Genomic DNA, 12,874 nt, shown 5'->3' on the forward strand with positions numbered 1-12,874 from the left:
AGCACGAGTACCCACGCCCCACGACACCCCTCCCGATCAACAGCAGGAGACTCCGGGCAGATGAATGCCGACGTCTGCTTCAGGTGCAGCCGCTGGACGGACGCCCCCGTATCCGTGGGCCTCATCCAGCGGTCGAGCGCCCCCGACCGGACGCTCTCCGTGTGCCCGGACTGCGTCCCTCGTTTGATCTGAGCCCCTCTCACAGCCCACCGACCCCATCCGCCCCGCACCAGCCAAGGCCGGCTGGGCGCCGATGACGGCGTCGCCGACCGCGGTGACGACGGCCTCGCCAGACTCCTGGCGGGCTGCCGTCGAACACCTCGGGGAAGTCCGCTGAACGGGACCCGGCCGAAGGCCGGCAGCGGACGCACCCCACTGCCAAATCCCTCGATCTTGGCCCCACCCCGCACGGCATGTCAGCCCCTGACCAGAGTGGGGTCAACGGGTCAACCCTCATTCCCGATCAAGCTCAGCTCAGATCGACGAATGGGACCAAGAGCCGCCCGAGGGCGGGTTCGACTCTCCTTCCCCAAGCCGCCCTCCCGTTCACGAGGAGCAATGATGCTCAGACGTGTTCTCACGCCGTTGCTGGCTGTCTGCGCCAGCGTGCTCGCACTACTGTTGGTCGCGCCACCCGCCCAGGCGGCCCCGGTCACCCTGGACGATCCGCACGACTTCATCGGGACCAATGGCGACCCCGTCGACGCACACGGCGGCGGGATGATCAAGCACACCGATGGCTACTACTACTGGTTCGGGGAGAATCGCCACCCGAACTACACCTTCAAGGCCGTCTCCGTCTACAAGTCGGCCGACCTGAAGACGTGGGAGTGGGCAGGCGATGCCCTCAATCAGGCGAGCGATCCCGAGCTGCAATCCGCCAAGATCGAGCGTCCCAAGGTGATCTACAACAGCACCACCAAGAAGTTCGTCATGTGGATGCACAAGGAGAACGCCACGGACTACGTCGAGTCGAGGGCCGCCGTCGCCGTCTCCGACAAGATCGAGGGTCCCTATGACTATCTGGGCAGCTTCCGGCCGCCGAACGGCAACGACACCACCCAGACCACCGAGTCCCGGGACATGACGCTGTACGTGGACAAGAACGCGGACGGAAGTGAGACCGCGTACCACGTGACGGCCACCAAGGACAACGCCGACCTGCGCATCCACAAGCTCAACGCCGACTTCACCGGGTACGCCGACCATCCGTTGGTCGCCAACCCCTGGCCGGGCCAGAACCGGGAGGCCCCGGCGCTGTTCAAACGTTACGGTGTCTACTTCATGCTGACCTCCGGCCTCAGCGGCTGGAACCCCAACCAGCAGATGTACGCCACCGCTGCCGGCATCGCCGGCCCCTGGTCGGAGATGAAGGAGGTCGGTGACGGCATCGGCTACAACTCCCAGACGACGTTCGTGCTGCCCATCGAGGGCACGTCGGGCAACACCTCGTTCCTGTACATGGGCGACCGATGGGCCGGCGCCACCATGAACGGGAATGGCCCGGTCAACGACTCCACGTACGTCTGGCTGCCGTTGACCTTCCCGACCAGGACCACCATGAACCTGCCCTGGTACCCGAAGGTCGAGATCGACGCGGCGGCGGGGACGGTCAAGGGCGTGGGCGGCGGCCCCTACTACAACCTCGTGGCCCGGCACAGTGACAAGTGCGTCGACGTCCAGGACAACTCCGCCGCCGACAACGGCCACGTCCTCCAGTACGCCTGCAACGGCGGCCTCAACCAGCAGTGGCGTCTGGAGGACGCGGGCGACGGCTACTACCGCATCCTCGCCCAGCACAGCGGCAAGTGCCTGGATGTCGAGGGTGGTTCCACCGCAAAGGCCTTCGTCAACCAGTACAAGTGCGGCAGCGGCCAGAACCAGCAATGGAGGTTCGAGGACCAAGGCGATGGCTACTACCGCCTGGTGGCCCGGCACAGCGGACTCTGCCTGGACGTCACGGAGGGCTCCTCCAAGGATGTCCGCCTCATCCAGTACAAGTGCGGGACCGGCGCCCATCAGCAGTTCAAGCGGCTCACCGTTTGACCCGCTGGACCGACGCGGTTGTGCACACCGCCCGATGCGGGTGCCGGGCCGACCCCGGACCGGCACCCGCGTCGGCCGCCCCGAGCCCGTGGGCCATGTTCATGCCTCTGGCCATGCAGCACGCCCAGGTCCGGACTCGACACTGCGAGCCGTACGAGTGCCAGTCCTGCCACGGACGGCTCGCCGCCGCGGCCCGAACCCTCAACGGTGGATACAACCAGAAGTGGACGCAGCTGGCCGACGGCGGCCTCCGCGCCACCCGGTCCGGCCGATGCCTGGACGTCCCGGAGTTCGCCACCAGCCCTGTCGAGGTCGAGATCTGCACCTGCAGCGGCGGTAACAACCAGGGGCGGAAGCTCCCCGTCCAGAACATCGCGCCGCTCTCCGGGGGCCGTTGCGCAGTCCACCGCACCCGCCTCCACTCGATCCCCACCGACGGCAAGTCCCTTTGCTTCGCCATCCCCGGCCCTGCCCACTGAGCCCCGCTCCTTTGAGTGCCGTTGTCCCGGTGCAAGAGGTGGACTGCCGGACCTTCGGATGCCCGCGTCGCGTCCCTCCCACGCAAAGACCCAAGAAAGCAGTTCCCATGCGCATAACAATCCGTCTCGCGGTCCCGGTCGGCCTGGGCCTCGCGGTGTGCGAATGTCGCGAGCAAGAAGCTGTGACGGGTGCACCCGGGGCGGTCGAGGCGAGTCCGCCGTGAGTCAGCGTTCCTCGCCGCCGTACTCGCCGTCGCCGGCCTGGCCACCCTCGACCGGCCGGAGTCTTCGGCGCCTCTGCCCGCCGAACCGGCCGCCGTGAGCACCTCTCAGACAGATGTCACCCCGCCGCCGAGGGGCTGGGCGTCGTGGAACAGCTTCTTCTCGGTGAGCACATCATCAGGCCGGGGGCGCTGTCGGTGCGCGGATGGCCTCTCCGGCTGGAGAGGGTCGGGCGATGGTGTCGCCGCCCTGATCGTCACCGGCCGTCGTCAGTCCAGGGCGTCGCGGACGGCGGCCAGGATGGCTTCGGTGTCGGCGCCCAGCGCACGGGCGGCAGAGGTGAAGTCCCGGGCCAGTGTGGCGAGTTGGTACGGAGCGAGGCGAGGTGGCTCGGACGCGGGCGCCGCCACCCGGGTGCCTGCCCCCCGGCGGGTGCGGATCAGCTTCGCGGCTGACAGGTGAGCCGGCCCCGCCGCTGGAGTGTGCTGTCGAAGCCGGCCGGCGGCGCGGCTGCTCGTCTGGCGCGGCGAGCGCCCACGTGACGGTCAGGCGGCGTGGCCCAGCACCACCGGCCCGGCGGGTGCCGCGGCACGGGCCGCGGTCGCGTGCACGGGGCGGGCGGTACGGACGGTGGCCGCGACCCGCGAGCGGCCCCGCGCGAAGACGACGAGGCGCAGCATCGCGAACCGCGCGATCCCGGCGAGTGCGGAGGCGGTCAGATAGACGGCCTGCTGGAGCGCCACGCCGGGTGCCGTCACCAGTTGCTGCAGGGAAAGCATCGCCACGGAGGTCACCGCATACGCGGCCGCCGCGGTTCCGGCCGACTGCGCGTGCTGGCGCCGGGTCGCGCGCCCGCCCGCGCCGAAGGTGAAGCGGGCGTGCAACTCGGTGGCGAGGAGGGTGGAGACCACGGTGATCAGAGCGTTGGCCAGGCCCCAGTACATCCACGAGGCGAGGGCCGCCACGGCGAAGCTGGAGGCGAGCCCCACGCCGCCGCCGAAGAGTACGAAGCGGGCGAAGGCGGTGAAGGTGCCGGGTGCCGTCCGCTGCTGACTCCCCGCGATTTCCATGATCCGACCTCCTCGACCACTCGCTCTTGTGTGATGTGACCGTCTGATGGCGTTCACCGAGGCCATCCGAGAAGAAGCCACCGATGCGGGAGCTGACGGTGCGTCATGCTGCTACGGGGTGAGCCGCACGCGGATGCCCAGCGTGCTGTCAGCGCCCCGCAGCCGGCTCTGGAGGATCATGAGGCGGCCGAGGATGCCGTACTTGCGGGCGATGAGTTTGCGGTAGCGGGCACCGGTCGCCTCGTCGGTGATCTCGGCGGTGGCCGGGATCTGCTCGCCCGTCGGGTTGCCGTTCAGGTCGCAGGGGCCGACGAGGATGTCGCGGCGGGCCCGGATCCGCTTGACCTTCCAGGAGTCGGCGGGGGTCCGCACACCCAGCGTGTCGCCGTCGCGGACCACCCACACCGGGGTGGCGACCGGGGTGCCGTTCTTGCGGTAGCTGGTGATGAGCATGTATTTGCCGGCGCCGAGCCGCGCCAGCGTGTCGTTCATGGTGTGTTCGTGCTCCTCGCTCTTGCGGCGATTGGCTTCGGGGGCGTCGGCCACGTGGGCGGCATGTCGCATGGGGTGCCTTCTTCCGGGTTGGCTCAGCCCAGCGGGACGTCGAGGACGGCCTTGCGGTGGCTGAAGGTCTCGATGGAGTAGCGGCCGTGGTAGTTGCCCATGCCGCTTTCGCCGACGCCGCCGAAGGGGAGGGTCGGTACGGCGAGGTGGTGCATCGGCAGGCCGAAGTTGAGGCCGCCCGAGGAGGTCTCGGCGGCGAGGCGGCGCTTGGTGGTGTCGCTCTCGGTGAAGGCGTACAGGGCGAGCGGCTTGTCGCGCTCGTTGATGAACGCGATCGCCTCGTCGAGGTCCGCCACGGTGAGGATCGGCAGGATGGGACCGAAGATCTCCTCCTGCATCACGGGCTCGTCGGGGCGGACGTCGGCCAGCACGGTCGGGGCGATGTACGTGTCCGCGCGGTCGGTTTGCCCGCCTACGACCGTGCGGCCGGAGGCCAGCAGCGCGGACAGTCGGTCGAAGTGCCGCTCGTTGACGATCCGTCCGTAGGCGCCGGACGTCTGCGGGTCCTCACCGAACAGCCCACTGAGCGTGACGACCAGGGCGGCCTGCAGTTCGGTCGCGGTGTCCGGGTCGGTCAGGACGTAGTCGGGGGCGACGCAGGTCTGTCCGGCGTTGGCGAACTTCGTGGCCGCCAGGCGCTGCGCGACGGTCACGATGTCGGTGTCGCGGTCCACGAACACCGGTGACTTCCCGCCGAGTTCGAGGACGACCGGGGTGAGGTTCTTCGCGGCGGCGGTCATCACGATGCGGCCGACCGTGCCGTTGCCGGTGTAGAAGATGTGGTCGAAGTGCTGCGCGAGGAGCGCGCTGGTCTCCGGCGCGCCGCCCTCGACGACCGCCGTCGCATCGGTGTCGAGGTACGCGGGCAGCAACTCGGCCAGCAGGGCCGAGGTGTGGGCGGCGTGGTCGGCGGGCTTGATGACGACCGCGTTGCCGGCGGCGAGCGCGCCCGCGACGGGCACGAGGAGCAGATTGACCGGGTAGTTCCACGCCGAGATGACCAGGGTGACGCCCAGTGGGTCGAAGACGGTGCGGGCAGTGCTGCCGGGAATTCCGGGCACCGTGACGGGGGCAGGCTGCGGGGCGGTCCACCCCTCCAGGTGCTCCAGGTAGTCGTCGATCTCGGCGATCGTGGTGTCGATCTCCATGGCGTCGGCCTCGGCGCGGTTCTTGCGCAGGTCGGCGTAGAGGGCGTCGGCGATCGCCGCACGGTTGTCGGTGAGCAGGTCGCGCAGGCGGGTCAACTGCTGCCGACGCCAGGCCAGGGGCCTGGTGCGGCCGGTACGGAAGGTGGCGCGCAGCCGGTTCACCAGCGCGGTGGCTTCGGTGGCGGTGAAGGTGTCGTCGAGGGTGAAGGCTGCCTTGGCGTCGGTCACAGTCGTGTCCTGTTCGGGCTGTCGGGTGCGAAGGGAAAGCCGGTCGGCATCCGAGGGGAAGAAGGTCGCGGCCCTGGCGTTCGGGGCGAGGTCAGACCGTGACGGCCGTGCGCGCGGGCGCGGTCTCACCGTCGCCCGACGGGGCGGGCGCGTCGGTGGCGGACGAGGGGGACCTGCGGCGGATCGCCAGGCCGACCATCGCCACGCCGATGACCAGCAGGAACGCCATACCGGCGAGGGCGAAGGTCAAGGTGTACTGGCTCTCGGCGGGCAACGCGGGCACTCCGGCGGGCAGGTTGTCGAGCGTCCGGGAGGCGAGCAGCGAGGTGACGACGGCGCTGCCGATCGCACTGCCGGCGGAGCGGGAGATGGAGTTGATGCCGTTGGCGATGCCGGTCTGGTGGTGCGGGACGCCGGCCACGATCAGGGCGGGCATCGCGGCGTAGCCGAAGCTGATGGCGACGCCGACGACCATGCCGGCCAGGACCACCGACGCGGTGGTGTCGTGGGCGAGGGTCAGCCAGGCGAAACCGATGACACCGAAGGCGGCACCGACGGCGAGTGTGAGACGCGCGCCGATACGGCGTACCAGCATGCCTCCGAACTGGGCGGCGACGAGCGAGACGAGGGCGGAGGGCAGCAGGTAGACGACGGAGGCGCGCAGGACGGAGGCGCCGAAGCCGTAGCCGGCGATCTCATCGGGCGTCTGGACGAGGTAGGACACGCCGATGAACTGGGCGAACATGGCGAATCCGACGAGCAGTCCGGCGACGTTGGTGAACAGCACCGGCCGGTGGACGAACATCTTCATGTCGACCAGCGGGTCGCGGACCCGGCGTTCGATCACGACCCAGACGACGGTCATGACGGCGGCACCTGCGAAGAGGGCGAGCGTGCGGGCCGAGGTCCACCCCCAGGTGTGGCCCTGTGAGATGGGCAGCAGGAGCAGGACGAGCACCAGGGCCAGGCCGGTGGCGCCGAGCCAGTCGGTGCGCCCGCCGGTCCGGGTGCGAGGCGCGGGGACGGCCACAGCGACCGCGATGAGTGCGGCGGTGGCGAGTGCGGCGGCCAGCCAGAAGACCTGGTGGTAGTCGGGGTCGGCACCCTGGGAGAGGAGTCCGGCGCTCACCAGGGCGAGGCCGCTGCCGAACCCGAGCGTTCCGCTGACCAGGGCCATGGCTCCGGGCAGCCGCGCGGGAGCGACCTCTGCCCGCAGCACGGACAGTGCGAGCGGGAAGATCGCGGTGGCGGCGCCCTGCATCACACGGGCCACGATGAGCCACAGCATGGAGCTCGTGGTGGCGGCGAGCACGGATCCGGCGACCATGACCACCAGCACGCCGAGCAGGGTCGGCTTCGTGCCGTGCTGGTCGCCGAAGCGGCCGAGGAGCGGCGTGAAGACCGCGGCCGACAGCAGCGTGGCGGTGGTGACCCAGCTGACCTGCGCAGTGGTGGCGCCCAGGTCGTTCTGGATGATGCCGAGGATCGGGATGACCAGGGTCTGCATCATCGACACGACCATGGCGGCGAGGCCCAGTACCAGGACGAGGCTGAGGCTGCCGGTGCGGCGCTCCGGCGCGGCGGCAAGGGAGGACTTCACGGTCTTCTTTCCGGTGGAAGGGATGCCCGAAGGAGGGGAGCAAGGATGTGTGCATCGATGGTCGAGGAGTCAGACCATTGAGGTACTCGATGCTTGAGGACATCAAATAATAAGAGCTTGGTGAATGTCAAAGGTTGGGAGGTTCAAGCTTTTCGCGATACCCTCAAGGCATGTCCCCGATCCCGTCCAAGCCGCAGCTCATGGAGCTGCTCGCCCATGCGGTCAGTACGCATTACGCCGACTTCACGACAGCCGCCGCCGACCTGGGCCTCACTTCCAGCCAGGCAAAGACCCTCACGGTGCTGCGCCGCGGGCCCGCTTCGATGCGCTCGCTCGCCCACACCCTTGCCTGCGACGCGTCGAACATGACCGGAATCATCGACCGGCTCGAAAAGCGCGACCTGGTCCACCGCGAGGTCAGCACCACCGACCGCCGTGTGAAGAACGTCGCCCTCACCGAGGTGGGCGAGAAGGCCATCGACACGATCCGCGAGCGCATGGAACAGACGCAGACCGGCCTGGACCAGCTGTCCGGCGAGGAGCGCGCCGAACTCTTCCGCCTGCTGACGGTCGTCTTCCCGCGCTGAGCTGCCCCGTACGGGTGCTGGTCCGCCGGGAGGTCGAGCGGTGACTGGAGGGCCGTCCGTGTTCCGCGAGTGATCTTTGCGCGCAGTTGGACGGTGGCGCAGGCGCATTCGACGGGGCCGGAAGTCCGTGGACGGTTTCAGTGTTCGGGGGATGGTGCAAGCCGGCGACTCGGCCCTCTCGTCGATGATTTCGTGACCCCAGGGGTGCTTCGCGCTGCCGTGGCGGAGCACCGCTTGATCGTCTGGGGCACGTCTTGCGGTTCCTGGCGCTGTGAACGCCAACCCCGACGCCAATCCGACGCCGACGCCGACTCGACGCCTTCGGGCGGGAGGCCGACGTGGCCTCGCGCGAGGCCTTCCGGGGGCCGAGAGATTCGCCCCCGCCTGCCGGGACCGCAGCCCGCCGCCTCCCGTGGGCGCAGCGGCAGGGTGGGTCTGCGCAGGGCTCTCCCCGGCTCGCGAGGGCCGTCGTTGAGCGCCGCGAAGGTATTCCATCGGGGTGGCGAGTGGCGCGGAGCCTTCGGGGGCGCTATCTTTCAGGTAGAACGACCGGTCTTTCTGCTAAAGCTCGGGAACATCGCGCCGGCTCGCCTGCAGGCGGAGCAGTGCCGCGGATCCCGGTGCACCGTAAGGGCCTTGTTCACACCGACCCGATCTGACCACCGCACTCCCCGACAAGGCCTCGACATGACCACCAGCACCGCGCCCCGAAGAGCCCGGCACTGCCGTCTCTGCAGGTCTCCGCACGAGGCGAACGACTACACCCTCTTCCTGCGCCAGTGGGTGCGCTCACCTGCCCGTATGGGGGCCATCGCGCCCAGCTCGCGCCACCTGGCCGAGGCGGTCTGTGCCACCGTGCCGGAACGCGGCGAGCCCGTCGTGGTGGAACTGGGGGCCGGCACCGGACCTTTCACCGCCGAGATCCAGCGCCGGCTCGGCGGGCGCGGCCGCCACCTGGCCGTCGAGATCGATCCACTCCTCGCCCAGCGCCTGCGCGACCGCCACGCGGGGGCCGAGGTGATCCAGTGCGACGCCGTACACCTGCGCAACCTGCTGGACGAGCGCGGCATCGAGAGCGCCGACGTGGTGGTCAGCGGCCTGCCTTGGGCGCTCTTTCCCACCGCCGTCCAACATCGGCTGATGGACGCGACGTCCGCGGTGCTCGCCCCGGCGGGTGCATTCACCGCGTTCACCTACCTCCACGCGGTTCCCCTCAGCCCCGCTCGCCGGTTCCGAGGGCTGCTGGCCGAGCGCTTCGAGGAAGTCGTCCCCAGCCGCACGATATGGCGCAACACACCCCCGGCCTTCGTCCTCCACGCCCGCAGACCGCGCCCGTAACCCCTGCTTCCCGTGGTCCTCGCCTCCGGGTACACGGGGTGGCCCAGCCGAGTCGAGAGGGAGCGCTCGAACTCGCGACGAGTTCGAACTCGCGATGGGCTCGAACTCGCGACGGGCTCGGCCTCGCCACCCCTTCCCTCGCTCGTCTCTGACGAGGTGGTGACCGAGGCGGTCGAGGTGGGCGCCGTGCGACCCAGCCATGTCGCCGGCTGCGCGAGCGACGGCGGGGGCTCGTACCCTCCGCGGCCCGCTCCGGGCCGCGGACGGTGGTGCCGAGGCGGGCGCCCAGGTGGCCGGAGGGGTCATTCGGTCTCGGCCACGGCAGCGAGAAGCAGGTCGCCGACGGCCCGGACTCTGTCCTGTGATCAGGCGGCCGCCCCGCACGGCGCGGGGCCATCGGACTGGTGGAGCGCATGTACATGGCGCCAGCTGGCGCGCAATTCGTTCTCCAGCGGTTCTCCAGCAACAACGGCCCCTGACCGCACCCGGCCGTCTCTTCCTCGACCGTCGAGAAGTCGGTGACGGTGCGGTCCTGTACGAGCGCGTCTCCGTCGGCGTCGCGGAGGTTGATGAGGGTGCGGGCGCCGTGGCGGACCGAGGAGCGATGCCGCCGCCGGCGGAAGTGGACGACTTCAGCCGAGCGCGGGCCGGTCAGGTGCGCGCTTCCCCGAACTGTGCCGAGCCTCGACCTGCTTATGTCCGTGCGGCTCCACCAACCCGCACACGAAGCGCCGAGCCTCGACGTGCGCATCGTCCGCGCGACTCCACCAACCCGCACACGACACTCGTCCGCGGCACCTGCAGGCCGCGCCGCGCCAAACCCGTGAGCCGTCGCGGCGCCAAGGGCACACCTCGGCACTCGTGTGCGACGGCCGGGCAGCCCACGACGGGTACTTCAGGCGGCCGCCCCCACCCGCCTGGACCTGAGTGCGGTGCTGTGCGCCCGGACGATGACGATCGAGAGGGTGAAATCCAGGAGGGCGGAGGCGAGGAAGATTCCGACCGGGCTGGGGATGCCGTTCTGGGCGAACGACACCAGCCGGCCCACGCCTCCGAGGAAGATCGGGACTGCCAGGAAGTAGACGAGCACTCCCTGCCGGTGGATCGTTGCCGCCGTCCAGAAGAACAGGGGAGCCCAGCCGATGTAGACGCCCGCCATGAAGCGGTGCACGTTGTCCGCGTCCGTGGGGCTTCCCTGTGCCAACAGTTGCAGACCGTCTCCGAGCGCGATGGCGGTGGCGAGCAGCAGGCAGACGCGGACGACGGTGTCGGCTGCTGTGACAGGGGCGCGGGCCGCCATCACGACTCCTTGCGTGTCTGGGAGTTGGCCTCGGAATGGGCGGTCAGGCCTGCTCGGTGGGGCGTACGAGCAGTTCGGCGACGGCCACGTGCCGGGGGCGGGTGACGATGTAGCCGACGGTGTCGGCGATGTCGTGGCTCTGCAGCCGGTCGATGTCGCCCAGGGCGGAGACGATGTGCTGCTGGATGACCTCGGGGTTGTGCGTGCGGAGTTCGGTGTCGACGCTCCCCGGCTCGATGACGGAGACGCGGACGTGCTGGCGTGCCAGTTCCTGGCGCAGCGACTCGCTGAAGGCGTTGACGCCGAACTTGGTGGCGCTGTAGACGGCGGACATGGCGTAGGCGTTGCGGCCGGCGAGCGAGCTGATGTTGACGATGTCGGCGACCTGGCGCGGCTCATCGGCGGCGGCCTTGACCAGGTGGGGGACGGCCGCGTGGGCGGTGTACATCAGGCCCATGAGGTTGATGTCGATCATGCGCCGCCAGTCGTTCAGGTCCGCGCCGGGGGTGGGACCGAGCAGCATGAGTCCGGCGTTGTTGACCAGGATGTCCAGGCGGCCCAAACCGTCGACGGTCCGCTCGACCGCCTCCGCGGCGGCCTCGGCGGTGGTGATGTCGGCGGGCACGACCAGGGCCTTCCCGCCGGCGTCCGTGATCTGCGCGGCGAGGTCGGTGAGTCGGTCCTCGCGCCGACCGACCAGGGCCACGGCGGCGCCCTCGCCGGCCAGCTCCAGAGCGGTGGCGTGGCCGATGCCGCTGGAGGCTCCGGTGACCAGGGCGGCGGTTCCTTCGAGGCGACGAGTCATGGTTCAAACCTTTCGATGAACGGCCACGCCGTTGCGGGCCGTAGAGATGGGGAGTGACAGCCCGGGTGCGGCCGTACGGGGGTGGAGGCCACTCGGGGCCGGGCCACGGGCAGAATGGGGAAGTGAGTACTACTGGGCAGAAGACAACCAACGCCAAGCGTCAGAACAGCACGAGCGAGGCCGACCTGCCTCCTCGCGAACGTCTGGTCCGGGCCGCGTCGCGGCTGTTCTATTACGAGGGTGTGCGCGCGATCGGCGTGGAGCGGCTGATCGCTGAGGCCGGCGTGACGAAGGCGACCTTCTACCGGCACTTCGCCTCCAAGGACGACCTGGTCGTGGCCTATCTGCTGACCAAGGACGCCTACTACAAGGGAGTGGCCGAACCGCTGGCCGCCGCGCATCCGCCCGCGGAAGCGATCGACCTGATCTTCGAGGCGATCGCCGAGCACGCCCGCGAGCGTGGCTTCCGCGGGTCGCCGTTCATGAACGCCGCCGCCGAATACCCGGACGCCGACCATCCGGTCCGGGGTCTGGTGGCGTCCCACCGGGACTGGATCCGTGCCCTCTTCCAGGACCTGCTCACACGGCTCGGGCACGGCGCCCCGGAGTCGGCTGCCGGTGCGCTGCTGATGCTGTACGACGGCGCGATGGCAGCCGGCTATCTGGACGACTCGACGGCCGCCCACAAGACCCTTCTGGACGCGGTCCGGTTGATCCGGTCGGGAGGCTGACCCCGTCGGGGTGGCATGGAACAGCGACTCTGTGCGGGGCCCCGGCTGGGGGCGCGGATTGGCTTCACGGAAATCTTGATCTCTCTTCGACGTGCACCGGCGACCTACTGGCATGTCCCGGCCTGGGGGTGGCCCGGTCAGGAAGTCCGAGCGATACCCTCCAGGAGGTAGGAAGACCGGTCGTTCTACCCTCTGACGATAACTCCCCAGACGTCCGCGCGCCACTTGTGGACCTGCTTGTGGGCTCCCTCACGCGCTCCTGCTTCGGCTGGGTGGTGACGGGGCAGGCAGGTTCGGTTCCCGGTTCTTCCTCGCCGACTTGCTGACACCGAGCCGGATTTCGGCTGCCACGCTTACGGCTCGACGCGAGATGACTCCAACGGGCTGTGCCTCGGAACATAGGAGTTCCACAGGGCTTCTGCAAGGGGTTGGAGGAAGTCGCTTCCATGCTCTCGGAGCCGCGTTCGGGAGTGGCTCCTGCGCGCCCTGTCGCTCGACGGTCCCGCGACTGCACGGCCCGGCAGCGCATTCACGCCATGGGAGCGCGCCCATCACATGCGGCCAGCGCGGATCCATCAACGACCGTCCAGGGGGAGCGATTTCCCCAGCCCCTCCCGTTTTCGTAAGGGTCAGAAGAAGTCGATGCACGACTCTTGACGTTCGGCAGGCCGAACGGATTTCATGGGCGGCGCCGTTCGGATTCGTTTACTTCTGATTGAAGCTGTGTTCTCGAAGGAGGGGCCCACCCGCAAAGTC

General features: G+C 69.4%; 12 protein-coding genes. 5 read left to right on the forward strand and 7 right to left on the reverse strand.

Going from position 1 to position 12,874, the window contains the following annotated elements; genetic code table 11:
- Window positions 1–561: 561 nt before the first annotated feature.
- On the forward strand, window positions 562–2,046 hold the full coding sequence (locus ACFYNL_RS03600) for an RICIN domain-containing protein (RefSeq protein ID WP_388795771.1): 1,485 nt from the start codon (window positions 562–564) through the stop codon (window positions 2,044–2,046).
- Between the two features lie 95 nt (window positions 2,047–2,141).
- A complete protein-coding gene (locus tag ACFYNL_RS03605) occupies window positions 2,142–2,525 on the forward strand; it encodes a hypothetical protein (protein WP_388795774.1) in 384 nt (127 codons plus the stop codon).
- A gap of 491 nt (window positions 2,526–3,016) precedes the next feature.
- Here the strand turns inward: ACFYNL_RS03605 and ACFYNL_RS03610 are convergent, their stop codons facing one another.
- From ACFYNL_RS03610 to ACFYNL_RS03630, 5 genes are all read right to left on the reverse strand, one after another.
- The gene (locus ACFYNL_RS03610) at window positions 3,017–3,157 is read right to left on the reverse strand and encodes a hypothetical protein (protein WP_388795777.1); all 141 of its coding nucleotides are present in this window, start codon (window positions 3,155–3,157) and stop codon (window positions 3,017–3,019) included.
- Between the two features lie 135 nt (window positions 3,158–3,292).
- Window positions 3,293–3,817 carry a hypothetical protein gene (locus tag ACFYNL_RS03615; protein WP_388795780.1) on the reverse strand — a complete coding sequence of 175 codons (525 nt, stop codon included), beginning with the start codon at window positions 3,815–3,817 and terminating at the stop codon, window positions 3,293–3,295.
- A gap of 111 nt (window positions 3,818–3,928) precedes the next feature.
- Entirely contained in the window at window positions 3,929–4,309 is a 381-nt protein-coding gene (locus tag ACFYNL_RS03620) for a PPOX class F420-dependent oxidoreductase (protein WP_388797290.1), read from the reverse strand.
- 95 nt (window positions 4,310–4,404) lie between these two features.
- Window positions 4,405–5,694: an aldehyde dehydrogenase family protein gene (locus ACFYNL_RS03625; protein ID WP_388797293.1), complete on the reverse strand. Its 1,290-nt coding sequence runs from the start codon at window positions 5,692–5,694 to the stop codon at window positions 4,405–4,407.
- Window positions 5,695–5,848: 154 nt separating this feature from the next.
- The gene (locus ACFYNL_RS03630) at window positions 5,849–7,357 is read right to left on the reverse strand and encodes an MFS transporter (RefSeq protein WP_388795783.1); all 1,509 of its coding nucleotides are present in this window, start codon (window positions 7,355–7,357) and stop codon (window positions 5,849–5,851) included.
- 170 nt (window positions 7,358–7,527) lie between these two features.
- Between ACFYNL_RS03630 and ACFYNL_RS03635 the strand changes: the two genes are divergently transcribed.
- Window positions 7,528–7,944, forward strand: a complete 417-nt coding sequence (locus tag ACFYNL_RS03635; RefSeq protein ID WP_388795786.1) for a MarR family winged helix-turn-helix transcriptional regulator — start codon at window positions 7,528–7,530, stop codon at window positions 7,942–7,944.
- A 687-nt stretch (window positions 7,945–8,631) separates the two neighbouring features.
- Window positions 8,632–9,282 (forward strand): class I SAM-dependent methyltransferase, encoded by a 651-nt coding sequence (locus tag ACFYNL_RS03640; RefSeq protein WP_388795789.1) that lies wholly within the window; start codon window positions 8,632–8,634, stop codon window positions 9,280–9,282.
- Window positions 9,283–10,177: 895 nt separating this feature from the next.
- On the opposite strand, the gene ACFYNL_RS03645 is transcribed toward ACFYNL_RS03640, so the two are convergent.
- Both ACFYNL_RS03645 and ACFYNL_RS03650 read right to left on the reverse strand, forming a co-directional pair.
- Window positions 10,178–10,582, reverse strand: coding sequence for a DUF4345 family protein (locus ACFYNL_RS03645; protein WP_388795791.1), 405 nt, complete (start codon window positions 10,580–10,582; stop codon window positions 10,178–10,180).
- A gap of 43 nt (window positions 10,583–10,625) precedes the next feature.
- A complete protein-coding gene (locus ACFYNL_RS03650; protein ID WP_388795794.1) occupies window positions 10,626–11,387 on the reverse strand; it encodes an SDR family NAD(P)-dependent oxidoreductase in 762 nt (253 codons plus the stop codon).
- Window positions 11,388–11,509: 122 nt separating this feature from the next.
- Here ACFYNL_RS03650 and ACFYNL_RS03655 point away from each other — a divergent pair, with 122 nt between their 5' ends.
- On the forward strand, window positions 11,510–12,118 hold the full coding sequence (locus tag ACFYNL_RS03655; protein WP_388795797.1) for a TetR/AcrR family transcriptional regulator: 609 nt from the start codon (window positions 11,510–11,512) through the stop codon (window positions 12,116–12,118).
- Window positions 12,119–12,874: the final 756 nt, after the last annotated feature.

It is taken from the genome of Streptomyces sp. NPDC007808 (assembly GCF_042868655.1).
GTDB lineage: Bacteria > Actinomycetota > Actinomycetes > Streptomycetales > Streptomycetaceae > Streptomyces.